Origin of the sequence: Nocardiopsis sp. JB363 (genome assembly GCF_900143625.1) — a bacterium.
Taxonomy (GTDB): domain Bacteria; phylum Actinomycetota; class Actinomycetes; order Streptosporangiales; family Streptosporangiaceae; genus Nocardiopsis.
Genome location: NZ_FRFF01000063.1, coordinates 1 through 24,405, shown reverse-complemented (window position 1 = coordinate 24,405; position 24,405 = coordinate 1). Strand labels below are relative to the sequence as shown.

Here is a 24,405-nt window from a genome sequence, read left to right as displayed (position 1 = left end):
GGGGCCGGCGAGACCATGGGTGGTCACCGGCCCCCGTTTCACGGCGTGGGAGCGTGCTACTCGTCGTCGCCGGCGTCGGCGCTCTCGGCCTCGGACTTCTCGGCCGAAGCGGCCTTCTTGACGCGGCGCTTCTTCACCGGACGGGAGTAGTCGACCAAGGGCTCATAGCGAGACTCGTGCTCCTTGAAGCACTCCTCGCAGGCGTCGACCTCGCGGACGGCGCCTTCCCAGGCGAACTGGATGACCTCAGTCGCCTCGACCTTCTCCTCGCGAACGGCGTGGGGATCGCAGTACTTGCGCGTGAAGACCTCGGTGACCACGGCGGGGATTTCCCTTCGGTTTCGCGTGAACAGTGTGGACCCCTTAATCATACACATGTACGAACGACGAGACCGGGATTCATCCGGTTCGCCGTCATGGGTTCGGGGTCGTCCCGAAGCCTAGCGAAGACAGAGGGGTCTCCGCGCCGCACGGCGACCCGCACGTCCCGGGTGACCTGCTTCTCCGGCGGACGACCCTCGGGGCTGTGATCCATCGCGCTATTCGCGCCAACCGATTTGTGCATTTGGTGAACACGGGAGTCCACCCCTCGTTAGGGTGATCCTCGATCGGAACGGTGCACGGTGAACCGCGCGCATCGACGCAGCGACGGCCGAACCGTTCCGAAAGGGGAGACGCCGCGGGGGAGCGGTGCCCGGAAACCGCGCAGAGATCGTTGGGGGACGAGTCGTGGTCGAGTACATGGAAGGCACGTCCAGAAGGCGTACCGAGCCCGAGGGCGGGGGTGATCGGCCCGGTGGGAGGTCGGCTCGGGCCCGTGCACGCGCCGAGGCCGACATGGCGCACACCTGCGAACGCGTCTCCGTCGACCCGCGTTTCGTGAAACTACGGCGGCGGTTCGCCCTCCAGTTCACGCTTTTGGTCACCACCTTCCTGGGCGGGTACATGGCCTATCTGTTCCTTTCCGCCTACGCGCGCGATTTCATGCGCGTGCAGATCTTCGATTCGATCAATGTCGCGCTGATCCTGGGAATAGGGCAGTTCCTGCTCACCTTCGTTCTCGCCTGGGCCTTCGGCCGTTTCTCCGCCCGTGCCATCGATCCGCTGGCCGAGGAGATCCGCGACCACGCACGTGTCGAGGACGGGATCGACGGACGGGTGATGAACTGATGGGAACCCTCGATCACACATACGACCTGAGCAGTGTCCTCGGCGGACAACTCAGCGCCGCCCACGCCTGGACCATCGGCCTGTGCGCGGTGTTCGTCCTCACCACCCTGGTCATCACCATCCGGGCCCGGAGCACCACCAAGGGCGCCGTCGACTTCTACGCCGGTGGCCGCGGTTTCTCCAGCACCCAGAACGGACTCGCCCTCACCGGCGACTACCTGTCGGCGGCCTCCTTCCTGGGCATCGCCGGGATGATCTCGCTCCAGGGATACGACGGGTTCCTGTACTCCATCGGATTCCTCGTCGCCTGGCTGCTGGTCCTGCCCATGGCTCAGCTGATGCGCAACACCGGCCGCTTCACCATGGCCGACCTGCCCGCCTTCCGGATGCGCCGGATGCGCGTGCGCCTGGCCTGCACGGTCTCCACCGTCACGGTGTGCGTGTTCTACCTGGTGGCCCAGATGGTCGGCGCCGGAGCCCTGGTCGCGGTCCTGCTCGGCCTGCACGACGGTGGCACCTTCCTCGGAATGAGCGCCGGCCAGACCCGCACCGGCGCGATCGTCCTGGTGGGCGTGCTGATGATCGTCTACGTCATGTACGGCGGGATGAAGGCGGCCACCTGGCTTCAGATCATCAAGGCCGTCGTGCTGCTGTCGGCCACCGGCCTGTTGACCGTCATGGTGCTGGCCCTGTTCTCCTTCGACCCGCGTGCCCTGCTGTCCGGGGCGGCCGAGGCCAGCGGCCACGGGCAGGCCTTCCTCGAACCCGGGTTGGGCTTCGGGGTGGAGGTGCCCGGCGAGCGGGCGCAGACCTTCTTCAACAAGATGGACCTGATCAGCCTCGGGTTGGCCCTGGTACTGGGCACCGTCGCCCTGCCGCACATCCTCATCCGCTTCTACACGGTGCCCGACGGCCGCTCGGCGCGCTCCTCGGTCAACCGCACCATCGTGATGGTCGGCGCGTTCTACCTGATGACCCTGGCCATGGGGTTCGGTGCCGCCGCCCTGGTGGGCTCGGAGCGCATCATGGCCCTGGACCCCTCGGGCAACTCCGCGGTGCCGATGCTCGCCGAGGAACTGGGACGGCTCACGGCCGGTCCGGTGGGCGCCGCCGTGCTGCTCGCGCTCATCTCCGCGGTCGCCCTGGCCACCATCCTCGCGGTCATCGCCAGCCTGACCCTGGCCTCCTCGTCCTCCATCGCGCACGATCTGTTCGGCCACATCCTCATGTGGGGGCGCCCGCGCGAGTCCCAGGAGGTGAGCGTGGCCCGCTTCTCCGCCTGCCTGATCGGCGGGATCTCCATCGTCCTGGCGGTCCAGGCCCAGGAACAGAACGTCGCGTTCCTGGTGGGGTTGGCCTTCGCGATCGCCGCCGCGGCCAACCTGCCCGTCATCGTCCTCACCATGTTCTGGCGCCGCTTCAACACCAACGGCGTGGAGTGGGGCATCTACGGCGGGCTGTCGGCCACCCTGCTGCTGATGCTGTTCTCCCCGGTGATGTCGGGCAAGACCGACCCGGTCACGGGCGAGAACCTGTCGATGCTGCCGGCCTGGATCGACATCCAGTACTTCCCCATGGAGAACCCGGCCCTGGTCGCCGTTCCCCTCGGGTTCGCCTGCGCCATCATCGGCAGTCTGCTCTCCTCCGAGCACAACAACGCCCGCTACACCGAACTCCGGGTGCGTTCCCTCACCGGTTGGGGCGCCGAGCGCGACTGACGGTTCAGGGTAGGCGGTGGCGGGCCCGGGCCATCGCCTCGGCGACCTCCTCCAACAGCTCCGGCAGGGCGGGCAGGGCCCGCGCCGTCTCCGCCCAGGAACGCTCCACCTCGGCCACCCACTGCTCCACCGACATCTCCTCGGACCGGCGCATCGACCGCAGCATGGCCCAGGCCGCGACCGCCACCAACGGTCGGGCCGGGCCGCGACCCCGCACCTCAAGGGAGGTGGCCACCGACCACCGACCGTCCGGGGCGGGGGAGGGCAGCGCCTCGCCGACGGCGCGCACCAAGGGATGCCTCACCTCGAACCGGGCGGGGGCCGCCGCGCCCGGTTCGCCCGACAGCGCCGCGTACCAGCCGGGTAGGTCGACGTGGAACGACACCTCCACCTGGAGCAGGGAGGAATTCTTACCGACCATGCTCATCGGCGCGGGGAACCGCATCCGGCCGTGGACGGACAGGGTCCGGGCGGCCCGGTCGTGCACCACGGTGCCGGTCGTCACCGGGTCGTCGAAGCCGGTGACCGCGGGGTCCTCGCGCATGGCGAAGTCGACCGCGCACCGTCCCTCCGCGTCCCAGGAGTCGACGGTCAGGTCGGTGCCCACCCACCCCTCGGCCTCGTCGGGGAAGTCCGGTTCGCCGTCCTCGCCCAGGCTGCTGAACAGGTAGTGGGCGCCCGGGGTCAGGTGTTCGCCCGACAGCAGCCGCAGCGAGTGCTCCACGTCCGGCAGGTCCGCCTCGCGTTTCCTGCGTTCCCGCGTCTGCTCGGGATCGATCACCCCGAGCTCTTCGGCGCGCCGCTCCAGGCGTTCCTGTTCCGCCTCGTCGGGGATCAGCAGGTGCCCCTCGTCGTCGAACCGGGCGTCGCGCAACACCCGGTGCACCTCGTCGAGCGAACCGGTGACGTCCTCGCGCTCCAACGCGTCCAGGTCCAGGGTGTGGCTCAGGCGGGGCATGTCCCCTCCGCTTCGGCTGGTGGATCGGTACGGGCCCGCTCATTGTGGTCTCCTGGGGCGACGGTGGACAAGCGACGACCGGACACGGGTGGGGAACGAGTGCCGGATGGTACACCGAACCGGCACCATGGAGACCACGAGGGGAACGTTCGCCCCGGGACTGTCCGAGAGGAGTTCCCGGTGAGCCGAGGACGGCGGGGCGACCGCCGTCACGATCATGGAGGGGGTGGAGTCGGTGCCCAGACGGTGGACCGTGATCCTCAAGGATCGGGCCGACACGGCACGTCCGATCCGTCCGGAGGACTGCCATGGGTTGCTCAACCACTGGTGGCCCCAGCCCGATCGAGAGCACACCGCGGCCAAGCGCTGGGCGATGAACGGCTGGCCCCTGCCCCTGGGGAACCGTCTGCACCACTGGACCCTCACCTGGTTGGACGACGAGGATCCCGCGCCCCTGGACCCCGCGGAACTGGTCGGGGTCCCCCAACGCATCGGCGACCACCTGCTGGAGCCGCTGTCGGTCACCCGGACCTTCGAGCGCACCTACGCGGAGATGCTCACCGAGGGATACGGCCACTTCTCGGCTCGCGCGGCCGAGATCCGCGCCATGACCCCCGTGGTGACCACCACCCGCGACACCACCGGCGAACGCGTCCCGCACATCTGGCCCAATCCCCGGCGGCTCTTCGGCGCGGTGCACCGGTCCGGCGGCGGGATCGTCGGCGGCAGCGGCGCGGTGGGCGCGGTGGCCCGCTTCGCCCCACCGACCCTGGCCGCGTCCTGGTTGGAACGCGCCCTGGTCGACCTGACCCAGATACGCCGCTCCCCGCTGCCGGGGGAGGACGTGCGCCTGACCGAACACCACCACGCGGAGAAGCGCAACGTGCTGGGCTGGTTGGGCGGGCTGCGCCTGGACTCCACCGCCGGGGCGCGTCGCCCCGTCGACACCTTCTCCACCCTGTTGGAACTGATCGAACTCACCGGGGTCGGCAAGTACACCGCCCAGGGTTTCGGCGCGGTCCGGGTCGACAGTGTCGGCGGCGGACGCCCGGCCGTGGAGGTACCCGCTCCCCGAGACGGTCACGCCGCGCACCCGGTCCGTCGTGCCCGGCCTCGTCACGTGGGCGGCAACCGCGACCATGCGGTGGCCGAGGCGGAGGAGTTCGGCGGCGCCCTGTTCGACTGACCCCCAGACCGCCGGTTCCCGCCCTAGGACGGAGGGCGGGGGCCGGTGTGGAAGTGTCGGCTCCCACCCGGTGGACGGGGTGGGAGCCGACCTCTTCCTCCCGCGCCTCACACCCGCCGTGTGTGCGGGGCCGGACCGTGCTCGGCCCCTTGTTCTCGCAGGGCGCGGGCCAGATCGCGCAAGTGCGGAACGAGGTCCTGCGGTGTCGGAGGGGGGCCGGAGAGCTTGGTGGCGGAGGGGCGCTCCCGCTCGGACAGTCCGAGTGGTTCGTGTGGGTGCGGGATCGGCATCGGCGGCCTTTCTCGAAGGTGGGGAGGTGCACGTGCGAAGGCGGTACCCGGGAAAGACGGTGGGGCATCGACGCGTCCTCAACGACGTCTCTCGGACAGTCCGCCGTTCACGGGTGACCGGAAGGGGCCGGCGGGGTGCCGCTGCGGCGTGACTCCTGGTATCGGTGGTGAGGTCGGCGTCGCCGTCCGAGAGGAACCCTCGAAGGACACGTCGGCCTCGTGACATCCACGCATAAGGAGTCCGCCACGGTGCCCCCTGCCCCCGCCCACCGAGAGCCACCGACCGAGGCCCCCACCCGCGGGGTCCTCGTCGGTGTGGACCTGCGGGGCATCCAGGCCTACGTCTACAGCGGACGCCGGATCCTGGACGCGGTCGGCCGGGCCGCGCTCGTCGCCGAACTCACCGACACCTCCGACCTTCGCCACGGGGTGGCCGACCTGGTGCCCGAGGGCTGCCTGGTCCTGCGCGACGCCGGTGGGGCGCTCACCGTGGTCCTGTCGGACGTGGACACCGCCCGTACCTTCACCGCCCGCTACACGCGAAGGCTCCGTGACCGCGCCGGCGACCTCACCCCGGTCGTGGCGTTCGTCCCCTACGGGCCCGGGGCGCCGCGGGTGGACGGAGAGGGCGCCGAGCCCGACCTGGACTCCGCGCTGACGATGTTGCCGGTGCGTCTACGCCGGGCCCGACGGCACATGTCGGCGCTGCACGCCCCGGCGCACGGGTACGGGATCACCGCGGTGTGCTCGGTGAGCGGGGCGCCGGCGGAGTCCGTCGACAGCAGCCGTTCGAACCACACCCGGGCACACGAACGGGTGTCCGCCGACGTGGCCAGGGCCCGCGGCATCGGCCGCCGCTGGCACCGGGCGCACGGCGACGCCTGGCTGGCGGACGCGGTCACCGCCACCGGCTCCCCGGAACTGGCGCTGCCCATGGAGGTGGACCGTCTCGGCCGCGACCACGGGGGCGTGAGCCGGGTCGCCGTGATGCACCTCGACGTCAACGGGCTGGGCGCGATCCTGGGCGAGTACCGGGAACGGGCCGGCGATCCCGACCGGCCGGGATCGGGCGCGCTGGCCCAGCGGGGGTTGTCCACCCGTATCGCCGGACTCACCGGGGGGTTGGCCCGCGCGATGGTGCGGGCGGTGGCCGCCATGGTGCGCGCCGCCCCCGGGGAGACGCCCCACGTGCCGGGGACCGGGAGCGGGGGCCCCATCACCCTCGACCACGAACCCGGAGGCCCGGTCCGGTTGCCGGTGCGGCCGATCGTGGTCGCGGGCGACGACCTCACGGTCCTGTGCGACGCCCGCCTGGCCCTGGCCATGGTGCGGTACGCCCTGCGTTGGCTGGACACCGACCCCGACCTGATCGAGGACGTCGACGATCCGCGGGTGGCCCTGCACCGGACCCTGGCCGCCGCGTACGGAGTCGGAGGTCGTCGGGTCCCGGAACGTGGGCACACCACCTTCGTGCCCACGGTCGGTGTCGGTGTCGCGATGCAGCCGGTGGGCGCTCCCCTGTCGCTGGGATACGACCTGTGCGAGGCGATGTGCCGGATCGCCAAGACGCACCGGGTGGCCCGCGCCGAACACGATCCCGTGGCCGCGGAGGACCACACGGTCGCCTGGACGACCCGTTTCGACGGGGTCGAACGGGTCCTGCGCCGGATGGAGGACGCCCGACGGGCGACCCCGCCGCGCACCGCCCGACCGATGAGCGGCACCGACTTCACCCGATTCCTCGACCGCTACCTCGGTGGCCGTGACGGCGGACCGCTCGTGGACGGTGACACCCGCAGACGTGGTTGGCTGGTGTCCTCGCTGGTCCCCCTCCTGGAGTCGGGGGTCGATCCCGCCCCCGAACTGGCCCGCCGTGCCCGGGTGACCGGGCGCCCCGTCGCCCTGCCGCAGGGGTGGACCACCGGTGAACTGCTGGACGCCGTCGACGTGATGGACCTGTACCTGGATCCGGGGGGTGAGGGCTCGTGAGCGCACCGGACCGAATCGTGGTGCGTCTGGTCTCCCCGGCCCTGTTCGTCGGTGCCAGCGCCGACGGTACGGGCGCCGACACCGACGTGGTCACCGACGGGCACGGCCTGCCTCACCTGCCCCGCCACCGGTTGGCGGCACGGCTTCGGGTCGGGGCGCTCGACGCGCTCACCGTCGCCGCCGAACTGGGCGAGGCGGTGGAGCGGGTCTTCGGTCGCGGACGCTCGCACGGCCCGGACCGGATCCTGCGGGTGGGCCACGCGGTCACCGGCGACCCCGTGCGCGCCGCGGTCGCCCACGCTCTGGCCGGCCGCTCCGAACCCCTGCGTTCCACCCTGCGACGTGCCGTCACCGGCGCCTACACCACCCTGGAGTCGGGGGTGGAGATCGGCCCCGACGGCGCCCCCGAGCCGGGGCGGCTGCGCACCAACCGGGTCCTGCTCCCGGGGCTGACCCTGGTGTCCGACCTGACCTGGTCCACGCCACCGGTGGCGGACGACTGGCGCTGCCTGGCCATGGCGTGCCTGGCCACCGACCAGATCGGACTCAAGGCCACCCGGGGGCGTGGCCGGGTCGACGTGCGGTTGTCCACGCCGCGGGACCCCGACCCGCACGCCACCACCCTCCGATTGGCCGGGGCCCCGGGCCCCGGAGAGGGGCCCGGGCCATGAACCACCCGGTCGTCGCCTACCTGCCGCTGCGGTACGTCCTCACCGACTCGGTCGCCGTGCGCACCTCCTTCGACCCGCTGCACACCGACCCGGTGCTGAGCGGTCGCGCCCAACGGGGCATGCTCGCCGCGGCGCTGACCCGCGCCGGCCTCCGGGAGGAGCTGACCGCGTGGGTGGCGCGCGGCGAACACGTCCACTTCTCACCCGCCCACCCACGGCTCGAACAGCACGCGCGGCCCGGTGTCCAGGTGGTCGCCCACCCATCGCCCACGTACCTGTACACCCCGGGCAAGGACGGCGACACCCTCGTGGACGCCTTCGCCGGGGCCACCGACGACCCGAACCTGCCCTACCGTGCCGTCCGCGACCCCCTGACCCCGGACCGGTCGTTGCGCGCGATGGTGCGCACCACCGCCGAGCGTTATCTGGGCCGATCCCGGACCGGGGAGAGCGGACGCGGGGTGCCCTTCTTCACCACGAGCCTGGACCCCGGCCAGGTCTTCGAGGCCCGCTGGCGACTGAGCGGTCCCGACCACGCGTTCCTGCGCGCACTGGCCGAACGGATCCTCGGGGTGCTGGAGTCGGCCCGCGGCGCGCTCACCCTGGGCGCGGGGGGCACCCGCGCGCACGGCGGGGTGGACGTGGGACCGGTGGACCCCGAGCGTCCCCTGTCCCCGGACCGGGTGGCGTGGCCCCGCCCGGATCGCTCCCGTGCCGCCGGCCAGGAGGTCGACCTGCTGCTGCTCTCGCCCGCGATGGTGGTGGGCGCCCAGGGGCAGCACCGACCGCACGCCCTGGTGCCCGCCGTGCGCGAACTCTGGGAACGGCGCCTGCCCCGCGTCCGCCCCGAGGTGGTGGCCGCGCACGTCGAACCCGTGCTCGTGGGCGCCTACCACCGCGCCTATCGGGGCCCGATGATCGAGCGCAGGGCCGCCGCCGCGGGTTCGGTGGTGCGGCTGCGAACGGCCACGGAACTCACCACCGCGCAGGTCCGCGACCTGGAGGCGTACACGCTGGGCGAACGGGCGGTGGACGGGTACGGCCAGTTCGTCCTCCTGGATCCGCCGCCGGGCGATCCCGAACCGTTGGTGCCGCCCTCGACGCCGGCGCCCGCCCGCCGACCGGGGACCGTGACCCTGACCGACGGCAGGGCCCTGCCCGAGCCGGGACCGCTGGACCCGGCCGCCGACCCGCACCTGGCCGTCCTGTACGACGCGCTGCTGTGGAACGCCGCCGCGCAACCGGTCCGCGACCACGCCCGCGCCCTGGCCCGGGCCTCCACCGCCACCCTCGCCCCGCTCACCCCCAGCCTGCTGGGTCGGCTGCGCGAGGTGGTCGCCCACCCGCACCGCACCCCCGACGAGGCGCTGACCGCCCTGCACACCACCCTGACCGGGGACTCCGGGCAGGGCGCGCACAAGGTCCTGCGCGAGCGTGCGGTGCGTACCCTGGAACGAGCCCACCTCAAGCGCCCGGGCCGGGGTGGACGGATCACCGTCCACCGGTGGCTGAGCGAACTCGCCGGCGGCGAGACGGCCGTGTCGTGGTGGCGATCCCATCGCCCCGGCGACGCGCCCGACTCCGCCTACCCTCGCGCCCTGGCCGCCGTCGACCTGGCCCGCCCCGACGGCCTGCCCGACCTCGCACGCGACAACGGACTGTCCCCCCGGGCCGAGGAATGGGAACGCCAGGTCGCGCCACGGCTGTGCCTGCTGCTGGTCTCCTCCTGGATGGCGGAGGCGGCGCGGGTCCTGCGCGCCACCCCCGACGGAGGTGGCACACGGTGAACCACCTGGTGTGGGAGTTCACCACCCGTCTGCTCCTGCTCGGCGACGCCCACGTGGGCGCGGCCCGGGCCACGCCCCGGCACGCCGCCGAGAGCGACGTGGATCTGGCCCTGGACCGTGACCCGCGCAGCGGTCTGCCCCGACTCCGCGCCACCACCCTGGCCGGACTGCTGCGCCACGAACTGCTGGCCCGCACCGACCAGACGGCCGTGACCTCGCTGTTCGGCATCGACGACGGAAGTTCGGGGTTCGCGACGGCGGAGGCGGCCCCCGTGCCCAGCGCGCTGGACCTCGACGACGCCCACGCCGTCCTGCCCGACGACACCTCCGTGACGGTTCGGGTCGGCACCCGCGTCGACCCGACCACCGGGACCGTGCACCCCGGACGCATGTGGCAGTGGGAGGTCCTGCCCGCCGGAACGGAGTTCACCTGCCATCTGCGCCTACGGGTGCCCGATCCGGTCGACGAGGCCCGCCTGCTCACCCTGCTGGTCCTGGCCACCCGAGGCCTGGAGGGGGAGGGGCCCGGTATCCGGATCGGTGGGCGCACCGGTCGCGGGTACGGCGCGATCCGCGCCACCCACTGGGCGGCCCGCCGGCACGACCTCACCGATCCGGGCGGGTGGTTCGACTTCCACGCCCGCACGTGGGACGAAAGGTCGAGCCACGGCACCGAGGCGCTCACCGACCCCCCACGCGGTCTCACCGAACTCCTCGACACCCGGTTGCGCGGGAACGGCCGCGCGGCGGTCGCGGCGCACGTGCGGGACCGCTCGGCCGGCCCCGACCCCCGGCACCGGGCCGAACTACGTCTGGAAATGCGCGTGGCCGAACGCGCCGATCCCCTCGGTTCGGGGTCGTTGCGTCCCGGGCTGCTCATGATCGGCGACGTGCCCGAGGCCGACCGGCTCGCCGAGGTCGACCGCGCCCACCGGTGGCGGCCCACGGTCACCGACGACGGGAAGGTGCGCCGGGCACCGGTGCTCGGGGACACGGCCCTGTTCGCCCTGTTCAAACGGATCGGTGGCCGCCTGGTCCGGGACGCCGCCGAACACCTCGGCGCACCGGCGGAGCGGTGGCGCCGATGGCACGGCCACTGGTGGGGAGCCGACCCCGCGGAACAGGGCGCGCCCAGGCCCTCCCGGATCCGTCTGCGGGCCACACCCACCCTCACCGGAGGGGCGCCGCTGACCACCACGCGCATGACCGTGGACGCGCTGTTCGGCGACGCCGTGGACGGCCGCCTGTTCACCACCGACGTGCACTGCGGGGGCGGCGCCGAGGTCGTCCTGGACGTGCCAGAACCCGATGACGCCGTGCTCGGTCTGTTCGCGCTGGTGGTCCGGGAATTGTCCACCGTTCCCCTCGACACCCTCGGAGCCGGGGCCGGAGGGGGCAACGGTCGACTCACCGTCACCCGCGCGACCCTGGTCACCCATGGTCGGCCCGGGGACGGGACGGACACCGTGGACCTGATGGCGGCCCTCGACGACCCCGACGGTCACGAGGGTGGGATCGTCCGAGGCCGGCTGCGCGCCCTGCACACCCGACTCACCGAGGAGGGACCCCCATGAACGTCCACGCCCACGAACCACCGGACCCGGTGGGGATCGACGTCGACCGGCTCGCCCCGGAACGGATCGACACCGTACTGACGGACGTGTTCGGCCACGGTGTGCGCTGTCGTGAGCTGGACCGGGCCCTGGACGGCGCCCCTCCCGGCCCCCAGTGGCTCTTGGCCGAACTCGGCGACGGACGCGTCACCGGAGCCTGCCCTCGGGGCCGCTGGCGGCGCTCGGACGGCGATGTCGCCGACCGATGGCGGATCCTGGAGGTCCTGGTCTTCGCCGCGCACGCCCAGATCCGCCTGGGCGAGGGCGCCGGGTCCGGATGGATCGCCACCGACGCCACCGGGGACCACCCCGAGTGGCTGCGCCCCCGCGATCGTTCCTTCCTGCTCCAGGGGTGGGTCGGTGACGAATACCGGAACAGCCTGGGAGGGGAGGTGCCGATGACGGTCACCCGGGAACCCTCGGGTACCGAAGCGGTCCTCCCCGTGCCCTGGACCGACTTCTCCGGCCGACTGCGCCCCCTGTCGGAGCCGGGACGCAGCGCCTTGGAGAGCACCGGGACCTGGCTGACCGTCCGGGAATACTGGGCGGCCGACCCCGCCACCGGTGCGGTAGGGGTGGCCTTCCACCGACTCACCGGGATGTACGCCGGAACCAAACCCACCGGTCCGGAGTTCGAGGTCGGCACCGGGGACCGGATCGAGGAGCACTGATGGTGGACCCCCGAGACGTCGCCCACCGCGCCACGGCGCCCTACGGGCTGGTCCGCCTGGCGGACGGCCCCGTACCCGCCACGGCCCTGCACCCGGACCACGACACCGACGCCCTCCTGCGCTCGCACGACCGCACCGTCCCGGGCACCCACACCGGATGGATCGACCTGACCCTGACCACGCTGACCCCCACGTTCGTCGGACAGACCCGACGCGGCGAAGGGGTGGCCCGCTCGGTCCGTCTTCCGGACGGCGACCGCGCGCTGCCGACCGTGCCCGGCACGACCCTGCGCGGCCTGGTCCGCCACACCGTCCGGGTACTCACCGGCGGGGAGACGGGGCCGGTCAACACCCCCATGCTGTTCTTCCGGGCGCCGGTGCGCATCGACCCCGACAAGGCCGACAGCTCCCTCTCGACCCGGGCCCGCCACGTGATGGCCCGTAGGCACGCCCACTACCGCGAACGTCGCGCCGGGCTGCGCACCGCGCAGGGATTCATGTACCGATCACCGGAGGACGAAGGCTGGTACGTCGTGGAGCTCCCGGCGACCGCGTTGGAATCCTCGCCGGGGAAGGCGCTCAAGGTTCCCTTCCCCGTGCTGCGCGAGAGTGTGGCCACGTGGGACTTCGGTGTGGAGAAGTTCCCCGACCCGCCGCACGGCGCCGGGTACGTACCCACGTCCCACGAACAGCACGGCCGGTTGCAGCACCGCTGGGTGCACGCCGTCCACCGCCGGAACGGTGTGGTCGCCGTCGCCCCCACCGAGAAGGAGGCCCGTGCCCACCCGGTGGCCCGCACCGACGGGGGCGGGGTGATCCGGGCGCTACTGGTACTGACCGGGGTGGCGGCGGGGGAGCGCCGCAACGCCTATCTGTTCCCCCGCCCGCCGGATCTGCGAAAGAACCGTCACCCGGTCCCGGAGCCCCTGGTGGACCTGTTCGAGTCGGCCGAACAGATCACCGGTTACCAGCGGGCCGCCTTCCCCGACACCCTTTCGGCGGGCGGCGGTGATCCGGCCCGGCCACCGGTGGCGGGGACCCCGGGCGGTGGACTGCCTCGACAGAGCCTGGAACCGGTCTGGTTCGACGTGGACGTGTCCGGCCGGGTGGTCTCCTTCGGACGTTCGGGCGGCTACCGCATCGCCGTGGGCGACGAGGAACCCGTCCGCCGGGCGGTCCCGGAGCCCGTGCTGGGGCCCCAACACGGAGACCCCGACCGCGCCGGCCGGGCCGGCCGCCTCGTCGACGTGTGCCGCGCGATGTTCGGTGACACCGACGTGTTCGCCGGGGAGGCCGGGGCGCTCAAGGGCCGGGTCGCGTTCGGCAACGCCGTCGCCGAGGACACCGACGCCGACCTGACCGACCCCGACCACCCCGAGGGGACGGTGCTGCGGGTGCGACTGCTGTCCCCGCAACGCGGCTGTTTCGCCAACTACCTGGTGCAGGGACCCGACGCCGCGTCGGGCGACCGACCCGACATCGTCACCTGGTCGCACGAGGGGGACGTGCGTCTGGGCGGTTACAAGGTCTACCTGCACCGGCACCGGCCCACCGGCGGCCCGTACCCCTACGACGAACGCGCCGAGCAGGAACTCGACCTGGAGGTCCTGCCCGCCGACGGGTCCGCTCCGCGACCGCGCGAGACCCAACGCGACATCGTGCCGCTGCGCGAAGGGCTGGCGCTGCGGTCCCGGATCACCTTCACCAACCTCACCGACGCCGAACTCGGCGCACTGATGCGGGCGCTGCTGCTGGACAACCCGGAGGACGGCGGTGACCCGGCCGACCCCGAGCACGCCCACAAGGTGGGGATGGGCAAGTCGCTGGGGATGGGCAGCGTCCACCTGCTACCCGAGCTGTACCTGGTGGACCGGGGCGCCCGCGCCGCGGACCTGTCCCTGCGTCCCGACGCCGGGGTGGTGCGCGCCGACCACGCGCGGGTCCGGTCGTTCCTGGACGCCTTCTCGGTCGCCCTGGTCGGCCACCGGCTTCCCGGGCCGGCGGAGCCGCGGCGTTGGCGCGAGGTGGACCAGACGGTCGACGTGTGCCTGGCCACCCGATGGCGGCACCGGCTGCCCCCGGAGGAGACCGCGGTCATGTCGCTGCGCCACTTCGCCGAATACCCGATCCTGCCCCCGCTGGTGGACCGGTTCCGCTCGCCGGATCCCTGACCGGCCGGTTCACCCCGGTCGGTCGCCGGTGATGATCGTCTCGGTCAGCGCGTCCAGCAGGTCGGCTCTCAGCTCCGGGTCGTCTTGGGCCTCGCGCCACCGTTCGGGGACGGTGGGTCCGGTCTTGGACAATCGGCCCAGCAGGGCTTCGAGCGTGCCCCGCGGGTCGGCGTCGAAGGCCGCCCGATGGCCGTGGGCCTCAGCGGCCAGTTCCCGCCCCAGCCAGGCCAGCCACCGGCGTTCGTGGTCGGCCAGGACCTCCCGCCTGGGTGCGTCCTCGCCCGCCGGTGACGGTTCCGGGACCGGGTTGTAGGGGGCGCTGCGCGCGCGTCCCCGGGCCTGCTGCACCAAGGTGAAGTGGGTGGGCATGAGCGTGGCCATCCGGGACAGGACATCGGTGAGCCGACGGGCCAGGTCCTCGCCGGTGAGTTCGGGGAGGAACCCACGGAGCAGGAGACGGCGGCGCTGGTCGGGGGTGCGGGCGGGGTCGGCGTCCCGGCCGGAGGCGAGCTCGGCCATCTTGCGCAGCAGGTAGTCGCCGGTGGCGGTGGAGACCATGGGCGGTTCGCACACGGTGCCCGAGCGGCGTCCGTACAGGTCGGCCACGGGCACGGCGCTGCCGTCCTCGGTGAAGGAGACGGACTCGCCGGGGCAGATGTCCTCGGGCAGATCGGCGGCCGGGTTGCCCCGCCCGGCGGTCAGCACCAGCATGGCCAGGGCCTCCTGCTCGACCACGTCGGTGGCGACCCGGGACACGTCCCGGCGTTGGGCCCACCGGCGGGGGCGTTCGGAGAAGGCGCTGCGTTCCTTGCCGTTGGGTGCGGGGCTCGGGTACACCCGGCGCAGGTTCTTGTAGGAACGGTCGCGGCGCACGTCGTCCAGGGCGTCGCGCAGCCGGTGCGCGGCGGTGCGGTCCACCCCCGTGACGGAGGGCAGCGCGCGGGCCATGCGCACGGCGATCACCCCGTGCGGGTCGCCGCCGTGCTCGGGGCACGGGCAGTGCTCGACGCACAGGTCGATGTAGTCCCAGAACTGCTCGGTGTGGCCGGCGCAGCCCTGAGCGGTTCCGTCTGTGGAGCAGGGGCCGCACCCCAGCACGCGGGTGAACACGCGCAGGAAGGTCGTCGACCCGTACAACTCCCAGGCGGAGCAACGGTGCTTGCTCACGAACTCTTCTCCCCGGATCGTCCAGGGCCGGGACGCTTCCCCAGCCCTTCCGGGGAAACGTGTGCGCGAGTCGAGAGCGAGCGGATGACACTCCTGAGTGAACGGGAGGTCGTACAACAAACTAGGGCTTCCGTGGGAGGAAAGTCAATTGTCGACGATCGCCTCTAAAGAGACGAATCATATTCTTATTCTAGAAATCGGTCATGAGGAAACAGCCGTCACAGAAAGAACACGGGGGAGTGCCGGTCGGTCCCACGCGCATGTGTCCGAGAGACTGCGGTGAGGACCTTGGAACAGGCACGTCGGCAAGAGGAAACGGGAGGTCCGACGGATGAGGGTGATCAACCTGACGCCGCATGAGGTACGGGTGGTCGACGCACAGGCGCGAGTGATCCGCACCTGGAAGAGCGCGCCCCGGCCCGCCAGGGTCGAGACCGACCGGAAACCGCTACACGAGATCGACGGGATCCCCCTCCTGTCCGAGGCGCGCACCCGCGCCGCCAACCTCCCCGACCCCGAGGAGGGGGTCTGGTACATCGTCTCGTCCGTGGTCAGTTCCGCCCACCCCGAGCGCTGCGACCTCCTGGTCCCCTCCGACCTGGTGCGCGACAGCAAGGGGGTGGTCACCGCTTGCCGTTCTTTCGTCATCATGTCCGAACCCGCGAGGGAGAGAGAAGTGGTGGGAACGGTCGCCTGAAGCCGGCCGTTCCGCAATGAGTACTGTGGGACCCACTTCTGTGGGAAAGGACAACGTGGACGAACCCTCCGCAGCCGTCGTCCTCGTAGGACAGAACCCCACTCCCGCGTTGCTGGCCTCGCTGACCCTTCCCGTCGACCACCTGTTCCTGGTCTGTAGCGACGGCACCGTGGCGGTGGCGCGCCGGGTCGCCGTGGCGGTGGAACGCCTGCGTGAGAACCGTGCCGTACGCGTCCTCAGCGTCGGCCCCGACCCGCACGACCCCGACGCGGTCACCGCGCTCCTGGACCGGGTGCGCGAGGCCCTCGCCGGGCGCCCCTGGCACCTGGACTACACCGGCGGCACCAAGGTCATGAGCGTGGCCGCGGCCCTGCACCACGAACGCTCCCTCCCACCCGAGGCGCATCGCCTACGCCACTACCTCGACCCCCACCGCGACCCGCCCGGAGCGCTCGGGGTGGACCTGGCCACCTTGGCCGGGATCCACGGAGCCCACTGGGAGGAACGTCGCGACCCGGCGCCGGTGCGTCGCTACCTCGGCGGTGGAGAGGACGCCCTGCGCCGGGCCTATCCACGCCTGCCCACGGGCGAACTCAACGGCGTCATCGCCGAGGGACGAGTCCTGTCCCACCTGCGCCGACTCACCGGTGGCCGGCCCGACACCGAGGTCCTGGGCGCCCGCCGCGTGGTCGACCCCTACCGACCCGGTGGTTCCATCGCCGACTTCGACGCCCTGCTGCGCCACCGCCACCGAGTCCTGTGCGTGGAGGTCAAGAGCCGAGCCGAGGACGTGGTCGCCCGGGCCGGCTGGACGGTCGCCAAGTCACGGCGCGTGTTCGGCGGGGCCACCCAGGCCCTGTTCGTCTACACCGGCCCGGTCGTGGACGACCTGCGCGAACGCATCACCGCCTACAACCCGGCCCTGTCCGCCCGCAACGTGCACGTGTGGCACGCCAAAGCGTTCTGGGAACGGGTGACCTCCTTCGACGCCCTGTGCAAGGCCTTCCTGCCGGCCCTGGACACCGGCCACGGGACCTCACCGGCGACGCCCGTGCCCCTGGCCCCGGCCGCCGGGCCGCCCCACCACCCGGAACCGGAACAGGGCCCCCTCCTCGTCACCCCTCTGGGCGGCAGCCGCCTGGGCGCCCTGACCGCGCTGCACGCCCACCGGCCCTCCCGCACGCTTGTACTGCCCTCCCGGCAGAGCCTGCGCGCCAACGTGCGAGAGGCCGCCGCCCGCACCCTGTACGCGGTCGAACGCCCGGGCCTGCCCGCCCCCGACGCCGACACCCTGCGCGCCGAGGGGTACCGCGACCGGGTACGCCTGGCCGCGGACCCGGTCGACGGGTTCGACCCCGAGGCGGTCGCGGCGGTGGCGGGGGAGTGGATCGACCGCGAACGCGACGGGGAACGCCCCGTGGTCGTGGACTTCACCACCGGAACCAAGGCGATGAGTCTGGGCCTGACCAAAGCGGCCCTCAACGGTGGGGCCTGCGCCACCTACCAACTGGCCCGCGACCGGGCCGTGGTGTGCCTGCGCCATGGTCGGCGCCGTCTGCGCGGTCGCGCCGGCCCGGACTGGTCGTTGGTGCTGAGCGGCTACGAACCGCTGGCGTCGGACCTGGCCGAGGTGGTCGACGGTCCGGTGCTCGACGAGGTCGAGGTGGAACTGCTGGACCTGGTCGCGCGAAGGCTCTCCACGGCCGCTTCGGGACCCTGCCGGGTGTGGTGGGACCCCTCTCTTGCCGACGACACGGCCTTCCTCACCGCGCGGGAGCGGCCCACCCTGGTGTTGGCCTTCGACGATCGGGCGGTGGGACTGGCCGCCCCCGCCTGGCGCCGGCGCCGCACCCCCGACGGGCCGCGTCGTGAGGTGAGCCCGGGCGGGTGGGCGCAGAGCGTGTTCGCCGCGACCACGCACCTGAGCGTGCGCTGTGACGTGGCGGGCACCCTGCTGGCGCTGACCCGCCCCGGCCGGGACGTGACCCGGGCCGGTGAACTGGTGGACTGGATCGCGGAGGGCATCTCCGAAGGGGCCGATACCCAAGGGATCCGGTTCGGCGACCCCAGTCGACCTCTGGTGGTGGAGGTCGATCCGCAGGCGCCACCGGCGTTGTCGGACACCGACGTCAGCCTCCTCTGAACGTCGCGCCATCACCCGGCAGGTAAAACACCTCGGAACGGACTGTTGACCCTGGTCACGGCATGTTCACCACGCGTGGCGACGCGCTCGCTCCGAGTATGTAGGGGTGAGGGGTCGACTACTCGGAGTGAGGTCCGGTGTGCGAGTGCGGGTGAGACGGCGACTGTTCGGTGCCGGAGTGCTGGCGACGATCCTGGCGCTCACCCCCGGAGCACCGTTCGCCGACGTCAAGGACGGGCCCCACCCCTTCCACGGACAGCACATCGACTGGGAACCCTGCCTGGACCAGGACGAACTCGCCGAGGCCGGACCGATCGAGGGCGACCCCGACTGGCGGGCCCGCCTGGAGTGCGGCACCATCACCGTCCCCGTCGACCACGGCGACCCCGAGGGCGAACTCCTCGAACTGGCCCTGATCCGCCAACCCGCCCGAGGCGCGAGCCGGGGCTCGCTCGTGTTCGACTTCGGTGGCCCCGGGGTCTCCGGGATCGACACCTTCCGCGCCGGCGCCCTGCCCCTGGGCCGCGGGGTGCGCGAGAACTTCGACCTGGTCTCCTTCGACCCCCGAGGCGTCGGCGACAGCGGCGGTTTCACCTGCCGAGGCCACGCCGACCTGGACGGACTCCTGGCCCAAATCCGCGGCATCGACCCCGACGACCTGCCCGAACGCGCCCTGCGCAAATTGGAGAGGATCGCCCACGACTTCACCACCGGTTGCGTCGACGCCGTGGGCGAGGACTTCCTCTTCAACATGGGCACCGTGAACGTCGCCCGCGACCTCGACCTGGTGCGCGACGCCCTGGGCGACGATCGGCTGCGCTACGTCGGCTACTCCTACGGAACCTCCATCGGCGCCCACTACGCAGAGATGTACCCCGAACGCTCCGGCGCGCTGGTCCTGGACGGTGCGGTGACGATCGACGGCGACGTGATCACCGACACCGTCGAACAGACCGCGGGCCTGCAGACCTCGTGGGAGGCCTTCGTCGCCTATTGCCTGGACACCGCCCCGGAATGCCCGTTCACCGGTATGGAGACCGCATCCGAGGAGTTGGAGACCCTCCTGGACGGCCTCGACACCGAGCCGTTGCGTATCGACGGTCGTGAACTGGACAGGTACGACCTCCTGGACCTGCTGCGCGGCACGCTGCACACCGAACAGCTGTGGCCGGGCGCCGCGCTGCTGCTCGCAGGTCTGGCCGCCGACGAACGCGACGGGTTCGTCACCGACTACCTGTCGAGCCTGAGCGACGACGCGACCGAGGAACCCCCCGGCGCGGACGAGGCCGCCCACATCGCGGTGCGCTGCGCCGACCACCCCCGACCCACCGACACCGCCGACTACCTTCAAGGCGCCCGCGAGGCCGAGGACGCCTCCCCGCTCTTCGGCGGATCGGAGGTCTGGCGGATGCTGCCCTGCGCCACCTGGCCGGACACCGAGGTGACGCCCACCGCGCTGAGCGCCCCGATGGCCCCACCGATCCTGGTCGTGGGCACCGTGGGCGACCCGGCCACCCCCTACACGTGGGCGCGGGAACTGACCGAACAGCTCGGTTCCGCAGGCCTGCTCACCTACGAGGGCGGCGGCCACACCGCCTACGGGGCCGGCCGCGCCTGTGTGGACGAGGCCGTGGAGAACTACCTGCTGGGCGGTGGGCTCCCGGGCCGGGACACCACCTGCCCGAGCGTGCTCTGACCGACGCACCTCACCCCATCGGACGAACGATCTCCCCCGCCCGGGGGAGGTGACGGCGCTCCGTCTTCGGCAGACTCGTTCACGAGGCACCGAACGGAGAGGGAGAAGATCATGGGCGCACGACGATGGGTGGGGTGGGCCGCGGCCGGATCCGGGGTGGTCCTGGGCGCGGCGCACCTCGCCATCACCGGCGGGCCCGTACTCACCGGCGCGCAGGAACCCACCCTCGGTCACCTGGTCTGGGTGTTCGTCCCGGTCCTGGTCGCCCTGGCCTTCTCCGCCGCGGCGCCGGCCCTGGCCGACACCCGGCGTGACCGGGGACGTTGGCCGCTCTGGGTCGGTGGGACGGCCGCGGTCTCGACCGGTGCGCTCACCCTGCTCGGGTTCGCGTCCCTGGCATCGGGCGCGGACCCGGCCACCTACTTCCTCGGCCCGGGGCCCTACGCGCTGCCGTGCGCGGTCCTGTTCACCACGCTCACCCTGAGCCATCGAACCGCTCGGACCGCGTCCCCTCCCGATAGCGGCCCGGGGACACACCGAACTCCCGCTTGAACGCGTTGGCGAACGCGAACTGCGAGGAGTACCCGACCCTCGTCGCGATCGAGCCGACCGGCGCGTCCTCCTCGTTCAACAGCCGGGCCGCGGTGGTCAACCGCCACCAGGTCACGTAGGCCAGCGGCGACTGCCCCACCAGGGCGGTGAAGCGTCGGGAGAACGCGGCCCGCGACAGCCCGGCGCGCCCACCCAGTTCCGCCACGGTCCAGGGGCGCGACGGGTCGCGGTGCACCGCCTGGATCGCCTCGTGCACCCCGGGGTCGCGCATGGCGCCCGCGAAACCGCACCCGGCCCCCGCACCCGACGCACGTTCCTGCTCCAGGTGGGTCCGCAGGATGTAGACCACCAGCATGTCCAACAGGTGCGGGATCACCGTGTCCCCGCCCGGACGCCCCGACCCCAGTTCCCTGCCGAGCAGGCCCACCGCCAGCGGCAGCTCGGAGCGTTCCCCCACCCGAGACGGCAGGTGCACCACCGACGGCAACTGGGCCAGGAGCGGGTGGGGACGCGTCACCCCGGCGAAGTAGGAACCACCGACCGTCACACAGGTGGGTTCGCCCCGCACCTCGCCCGCCACGGCCTCGGCCACCCCGCCCTGCTCCCGTAGGGACTTCACGCGGTCCAACCCCTCGACGGGCGCCTGGGGATCGCTCACCAACGCGTGCTCGGCGCCCCGGGGCAGGAAGAGGACGTCGCCGGCGCCCAGCTGAAGTGGTTCGCGGCCCTCCACCAGCGCCCAGCACGCCCCCTGCAACACCACGAGGAACTTGCCGCCGGGTACTTCCGGGAACCGCATGCCCCAGGGCGCGTACCACTCGATCCGCGCCGACCGTGGCCGACCGGTACGCATGGTCGAGATGACGTCGCTGAGTACATCCATGCCGCCAGCGTATCCAGCATGATGGCCAACATGGACGATCGCGTATACATCGGAGCCGATCACGCATAGGAAGTCTCTTTCCGGGTCCGTACGGTCATGAAGGAACCGACCCGAAGCGAGGAAGTCCCATGACCGTCACCAAGACCCGCACCGCCCGATCCACCTGGCGTCCCCGCCTCGTCGCCGTGGTGGCCGTGGCCGTCGTCAACGCCCTCGTGGCCCTGGCCGGGCCCCTGATCGGAGCGGACATGGTGGTCACGTCCCCCGGCCAGGAACCCGCCCCGATCGACTGGCCGGCCTTCGCGATCTTCAGCGCCGGTTTCGCCCTCCTGGGCTGGGCCGCGCTGCTACTCGTCCAACGTGTCCTGGGTGCCGACCGTGGTCGCCTGGTGTGGACCATCGTCGCGGTGCTCATCACCGTGCTGATGTTCCTGCCGCCCCTGGCCGTGAGCGCCTCGACCGCCACCGCCATCGTCCTGGAGCTGTCCCACCTGGTGGTCGCCGCCATCGTCATCCCGGTCTTCTGGCGCACCGCCGGAGACTAGTCCGCTGTCCGAATCATGAGGGCGACACCGTTCCCTCCTCCACGTTCCGTAAGGAGTCGGTGCCGATACGTGGGTCGATGAGGACAGGGGCGTATGCTTCGGACATACCGGCTGTCGATCGCATCCGCGGTCGCGCCGCCTTCGAAGGGACACCCCCTGCAACTGAGCGCATTGCTCAACGGCCATGCCCACCAGGTCATCCACGGGGACCCCGACATCCCCATCACCGCGGCGCCCAGCGTCGACATCGATCGAGTGGCTCCGGGTTCGCTCTACCTCGCGCTCCCACGGCACCCCGAAGGCGGTCCGGAGGGCATCGCCACCGCCTTCGCCAGGGGTGCCGTCGCCGTCCTCGTGCAGGAACCCCTCACCCTCGCCGAGGAAACACCACCCGGGGCCTGCGTGGTCCGGGTCGCGGACACCCGGATCGCCGCGGACCTCGTGTCCGCGCGCCACCACGGCGAACCCGGTCGGGACATGGACGTCGTCGCGGTCACCGGCACCAACGGCAAGACCTCGGTGTCGTCCATGTACGAGTCCCTGCTGCGGATCGCCGCCGGTGCCCGAGTCGGGGTCATCGGTACCTCCGGGGCCCGGACCGGCGGTGACCCGATTCCGATGCCCCGGACCCTGCTCAGCACCCCGGAGGCCCCGGACCTTCAGTACCTACTGGCCCGCATGCGGGCCAGGGGCGCCCGGAGCGTCGTGCTGGAAGCGACGTCCATGGGGCTGCTTCAGCGCCGGGTGGACGGCGCCCACATCGACGTCGGGATCTTCACCAACCTGACCCAGGACCACCTGGACGACCACGGGACCATGGAGAACTACCGGGACGCCAAGCTACGGCTGTTCCAGGGCTTGTGCCGTCAGGCCGTGATCAACGTGGACGACCCGGTGGGCGCCACCATCCAGGCGATGATGCCGGGGGCCACGGTGTCCTACTCCGTCGAGGGACCGGCGGACTACCAGGCGACCGACCTGGTGGTCGACGCCTCGGGCGCCCGCTTCGTCCTCCGGCACGAGGGTCGCAAGTACCCGGCCGCGATCCCGACCCCGGGGCGTTTCTCGGTGTCCAACGCGCTCGCCGCGCTGGCCGCCTGCCACATCCAGGGGCACGAGCTCTCCGGACTGGTGGCGGCGCTGGAGCGAATGCCCCAGATCCCGGGTCGCTTCGAGCACTTCGCGGCCCCGCTGGGCATCTCGGTGATCGTCGACTACGCCCACTCGCCGGACTCCCTGGACAAGGTCCTGGACACGATCCGCGGCTTCGCCTCCGGTCGGGTGTTCACCGTCTTCGGCTGCGGCGGGGACCGCGACACCACCAAGCGAGCCGAGATGGGTCGGATCGCGGGCACCTACTCCGACCACTGCGTGCTCACCTCGGACAACCCGCGCCACGAGGACCCGGAGTCGATCATGGACCAGGTCGCCTCGGGCATCGAGGAGACCGGGACCCCGTTCACCCGGATCACCGACCGCCGGGCCGCCATCGCCCGTGCCCTGTCCACGGCCCGGACCGGCGACGTCGTACTGATCGCGGGCAAAGGCAGCGAGCGCTACCAGATCGTCGGTGACGAGATGCTGCCCTTCGACGACATGACCACCGTCCACGAACTCGTCGCCGCACATTGACGTGCCCCCGCACATTGACGTGCCCCCCGGATATAGACGTGCCCCCGGATATATAAGGGAACCGGTTTCCGCTGACCCCCTGGTGCATCCCTGAACAGAAGGCGACCCCCATGCGCCGTCCCGAAGCCACCTCCTGGTGGTTCGTCCTCCTTCTCTGGTCGGTACTTCTACCGTTGGCCGTCAGCGCCCTCTCCACCTACCTGAGGGACGGTGTTGTCACCTATCTCTTCTCGTTCATCACGCATCTGGTCCTGCTCTTGGGACTTCCCGTCACGTCTTTTCTTTTCCGTGCCCGGAACCCGAAGGAGAGAGTGGCCTGGGTGTCGACACTCACCGTCTATCTGGCGACCACCGTGCCGATGTTCCTGTGCGCGGCCCTGGTCCTTGTCGCTGTGGTGGGCGAATGGTGGTCCGATGGTGCTTCGCCGGCTGAAATGGTGGTGACGTTCGCCGGGGTACTGGTATTTTGCTTGGCCCTGGTATTGAGAGTTCTGGAATTCCCCCACGTTCGGGATCCGGAATATCGGATCTGACCGTTTCTCCACGCCCTGCGCGAGGTGGGTGTGTGGGGCGCCTTGGGTTGTGTTCCTTGGGGTTGTGGGGCGTTTTGTAGGTGTGTTGGTGGTGCGCCTGAGGTCGTGTTCCTTGGGGTTGTTGGGCGGGGTGGGGTGTGTTGGTGGTGCGCCTGAGGTCGAGAGCCCTGGGGTGGTCTGGCGCGGTGGGGGTGGGTTTCCCTCCTTCCCCGCCGCGTGATTGTTGCCGCCCGCACCGCACGCGTCAAGGCGATGTTGTGTTGCTGTGGCAGCGGGGTGGGTGACCTTGACCCGCACGGCACGGGCGGCGGTTGGCGGCTATCGGGGAAGGGG

At 71.8% G+C, this 24,405-nt stretch carries 21 protein-coding genes; 16 read left to right on the top strand and 5 right to left on the bottom strand.

Features of this window, described 5'->3' with window-relative positions:
- Positions 1-56: 56 nt before the first annotated feature.
- Positions 57-320, bottom strand: coding sequence for a hypothetical protein (locus BQ8420_RS09455; protein ID WP_087097463.1), 264 nt, complete (start codon positions 318-320; stop codon positions 57-59).
- A 409-nt stretch (positions 321-729) separates the two neighbouring features.
- On the opposite strand from BQ8420_RS09455, the gene BQ8420_RS09450 reads away from it, so the two are divergent.
- Complete coding sequence (locus tag BQ8420_RS09450; RefSeq protein ID WP_087097462.1) at positions 730-1,170, top strand: DUF485 domain-containing protein; 441 nt, start codon at positions 730-732, stop codon at positions 1,168-1,170.
- Complete coding sequence (locus BQ8420_RS09445; protein WP_143847177.1) at positions 1,170-2,888, top strand: cation acetate symporter; 1,719 nt, start codon at positions 1,170-1,172, stop codon at positions 2,886-2,888. Before BQ8420_RS09450 ends, BQ8420_RS09445 begins: the two co-directional genes overlap by 1 nt.
- 4 nt (positions 2,889-2,892) lie before the next feature.
- Here the strand turns inward: BQ8420_RS09445 and BQ8420_RS31840 are convergent, their stop codons facing one another.
- The gene (locus BQ8420_RS31840) at positions 2,893-3,846 is read right to left on the bottom strand and encodes a hypothetical protein (protein ID WP_087097461.1); all 954 of its coding nucleotides are present in this window, start codon (positions 3,844-3,846) and stop codon (positions 2,893-2,895) included.
- 235 nt (positions 3,847-4,081) lie between these two features.
- On the opposite strand from BQ8420_RS31840, the gene cas6 reads away from it, so the two are divergent.
- Complete coding sequence (gene cas6 / locus BQ8420_RS09435) at positions 4,082-5,032, top strand: CRISPR system precrRNA processing endoribonuclease RAMP protein Cas6 (protein WP_087097504.1); 951 nt, start codon at positions 4,082-4,084, stop codon at positions 5,030-5,032.
- Between the two features lie 107 nt (positions 5,033-5,139).
- Here cas6 and BQ8420_RS09430 read toward each other — a convergent pair whose 3' ends face one another.
- Positions 5,140-5,322, bottom strand: coding sequence for a hypothetical protein (locus BQ8420_RS09430; RefSeq protein ID WP_087097460.1), 183 nt, complete (start codon positions 5,320-5,322; stop codon positions 5,140-5,142).
- A 249-nt stretch (positions 5,323-5,571) separates the two neighbouring features.
- Here BQ8420_RS09430 and BQ8420_RS09425 point away from each other — a divergent pair, with 249 nt between their 5' ends.
- Genes BQ8420_RS09425 through BQ8420_RS09400 form a run of 6 tightly spaced genes read left to right on the top strand, consistent with a single transcriptional unit; the run spans position 5,572 to position 14,224 of the window.
- Positions 5,572-7,311 (top strand): hypothetical protein, encoded by a 1,740-nt coding sequence (locus tag BQ8420_RS09425; RefSeq protein WP_087097459.1) that lies wholly within the window; start codon positions 5,572-5,574, stop codon positions 7,309-7,311.
- Positions 7,308-7,982 carry a hypothetical protein gene (locus BQ8420_RS09420; protein ID WP_087097458.1) on the top strand — a complete coding sequence of 225 codons (675 nt, stop codon included), beginning with the start codon at positions 7,308-7,310 and terminating at the stop codon, positions 7,980-7,982. The genes BQ8420_RS09425 and BQ8420_RS09420 overlap by 4 nt, the downstream gene beginning before the upstream one ends.
- A complete protein-coding gene (locus tag BQ8420_RS09415) occupies positions 7,979-9,769 on the top strand; it encodes a type III-B CRISPR module-associated Cmr3 family protein (protein WP_087097457.1) in 1,791 nt (596 codons plus the stop codon). Before BQ8420_RS09420 ends, BQ8420_RS09415 begins: the two co-directional genes overlap by 4 nt.
- Positions 9,766-11,343, top strand: coding sequence for an RAMP superfamily CRISPR-associated protein (locus BQ8420_RS09410; RefSeq protein ID WP_235006019.1), 1,578 nt, complete (start codon positions 9,766-9,768; stop codon positions 11,341-11,343). Before BQ8420_RS09415 ends, BQ8420_RS09410 begins: the two co-directional genes overlap by 4 nt.
- Positions 11,340-12,053, top strand: a complete 714-nt coding sequence (locus tag BQ8420_RS09405) for a hypothetical protein (protein WP_087097455.1) — start codon at positions 11,340-11,342, stop codon at positions 12,051-12,053. The genes BQ8420_RS09410 and BQ8420_RS09405 overlap by 4 nt, the downstream gene beginning before the upstream one ends.
- Positions 12,053-14,224: a TIGR03986 family CRISPR-associated RAMP protein gene (locus BQ8420_RS09400; RefSeq protein ID WP_087097454.1), complete on the top strand. Its 2,172-nt coding sequence runs from the start codon at positions 12,053-12,055 to the stop codon at positions 14,222-14,224. Before BQ8420_RS09405 ends, BQ8420_RS09400 begins: the two co-directional genes overlap by 1 nt.
- A 9-nt stretch (positions 14,225-14,233) precedes the next feature.
- On the opposite strand, the gene BQ8420_RS09395 is transcribed toward BQ8420_RS09400, so the two are convergent.
- The gene (locus tag BQ8420_RS09395) at positions 14,234-15,391 is read right to left on the bottom strand and encodes a hypothetical protein (RefSeq protein ID WP_087097453.1); all 1,158 of its coding nucleotides are present in this window, start codon (positions 15,389-15,391) and stop codon (positions 14,234-14,236) included.
- A gap of 331 nt (positions 15,392-15,722) precedes the next feature.
- Here BQ8420_RS09395 and BQ8420_RS09390 point away from each other — a divergent pair, with 331 nt between their 5' ends.
- The 4 genes from BQ8420_RS09390 (at position 15,723) to BQ8420_RS09375 (ending at position 20,479) form a co-directional block, all read left to right on the top strand.
- Positions 15,723-16,088 carry a hypothetical protein gene (locus tag BQ8420_RS09390; protein ID WP_087097452.1) on the top strand — a complete coding sequence of 122 codons (366 nt, stop codon included), beginning with the start codon at positions 15,723-15,725 and terminating at the stop codon, positions 16,086-16,088.
- A 55-nt stretch (positions 16,089-16,143) separates the two neighbouring features.
- Entirely contained in the window at positions 16,144-18,231 is a 2,088-nt protein-coding gene (locus BQ8420_RS09385; RefSeq protein WP_087097502.1) for a CRISPR-associated protein, read from the top strand.
- A 151-nt stretch (positions 18,232-18,382) separates the two neighbouring features.
- Positions 18,383-19,927, top strand: coding sequence for an alpha/beta hydrolase (locus BQ8420_RS09380; RefSeq protein ID WP_235006018.1), 1,545 nt, complete (start codon positions 18,383-18,385; stop codon positions 19,925-19,927).
- 111 nt (positions 19,928-20,038) lie between these two features.
- Entirely contained in the window at positions 20,039-20,479 is a 441-nt protein-coding gene (locus tag BQ8420_RS09375; protein WP_087097450.1) for a hypothetical protein, read from the top strand.
- On the opposite strand, the gene BQ8420_RS09370 is transcribed toward BQ8420_RS09375, so the two are convergent.
- Positions 20,403-21,362, bottom strand: coding sequence for an AraC family transcriptional regulator (locus BQ8420_RS09370; RefSeq protein ID WP_087097449.1), 960 nt, complete (start codon positions 21,360-21,362; stop codon positions 20,403-20,405). The genes BQ8420_RS09375 and BQ8420_RS09370 overlap by 77 nt on opposite strands.
- A gap of 128 nt (positions 21,363-21,490) precedes the next feature.
- Here BQ8420_RS09370 and BQ8420_RS09365 point away from each other — a divergent pair, with 128 nt between their 5' ends.
- From BQ8420_RS09365 to BQ8420_RS09355, 3 genes are all read left to right on the top strand, one after another.
- On the top strand, positions 21,491-21,907 hold the full coding sequence (locus BQ8420_RS09365) for a DUF6069 family protein (protein WP_087097448.1): 417 nt from the start codon (positions 21,491-21,493) through the stop codon (positions 21,905-21,907).
- A gap of 93 nt (positions 21,908-22,000) precedes the next feature.
- The gene (locus tag BQ8420_RS09360; RefSeq protein WP_200815868.1) at positions 22,001-23,539 is read left to right on the top strand and encodes a UDP-N-acetylmuramoyl-L-alanyl-D-glutamate--2,6-diaminopimelate ligase; all 1,539 of its coding nucleotides are present in this window, start codon (positions 22,001-22,003) and stop codon (positions 23,537-23,539) included.
- A gap of 110 nt (positions 23,540-23,649) precedes the next feature.
- Positions 23,650-24,072, top strand: coding sequence for a hypothetical protein (locus BQ8420_RS09355; protein ID WP_087097447.1), 423 nt, complete (start codon positions 23,650-23,652; stop codon positions 24,070-24,072).
- Positions 24,073-24,405 lie beyond the last annotated feature (333 nt).

Coding starts and splice junctions, on each gene's coding strand:
- BQ8420_RS09370 (WP_087097449.1), bottom strand. CDS start 21,362: ATGGATGTACTCAGCGACGTCATCTCGACCATGCGTACCGGTCGGCCA.
- BQ8420_RS09375 (WP_087097450.1), top strand. CDS start 20,039: ATGGGCGCACGACGATGGGTGGGGTGGGCCGCGGCCGGATCCGGGGTG.
- BQ8420_RS09390 (WP_087097452.1), top strand. CDS start 15,723: ATGAGGGTGATCAACCTGACGCCGCATGAGGTACGGGTGGTCGACGCA.
- BQ8420_RS09415 (WP_087097457.1), top strand. CDS start 7,979: ATGAACCACCCGGTCGTCGCCTACCTGCCGCTGCGGTACGTCCTCACC.
- BQ8420_RS09400 (WP_087097454.1), top strand. CDS start 12,053: ATGGTGGACCCCCGAGACGTCGCCCACCGCGCCACGGCGCCCTACGGG.
- BQ8420_RS31840 (WP_087097461.1), bottom strand. CDS start 3,846: ATGCCCCGCCTGAGCCACACCCTGGACCTGGACGCGTTGGAGCGCGAG.
- BQ8420_RS09445 (WP_143847177.1), top strand. CDS start 1,170: ATGGGAACCCTCGATCACACATACGACCTGAGCAGTGTCCTCGGCGGA.
- BQ8420_RS09430 (WP_087097460.1), bottom strand. CDS start 5,322: ATGCCGATCCCGCACCCACACGAACCACTCGGACTGTCCGAGCGGGAG.
- BQ8420_RS09360 (WP_200815868.1), top strand. CDS start 22,001: ATGCTTCGGACATACCGGCTGTCGATCGCATCCGCGGTCGCGCCGCCT.
- BQ8420_RS09405 (WP_087097455.1), top strand. CDS start 11,340: ATGAACGTCCACGCCCACGAACCACCGGACCCGGTGGGGATCGACGTC.
- BQ8420_RS09365 (WP_087097448.1), top strand. CDS start 21,491: ATGACCGTCACCAAGACCCGCACCGCCCGATCCACCTGGCGTCCCCGC.
- BQ8420_RS09355 (WP_087097447.1), top strand. CDS start 23,650: ATGCGCCGTCCCGAAGCCACCTCCTGGTGGTTCGTCCTCCTTCTCTGG.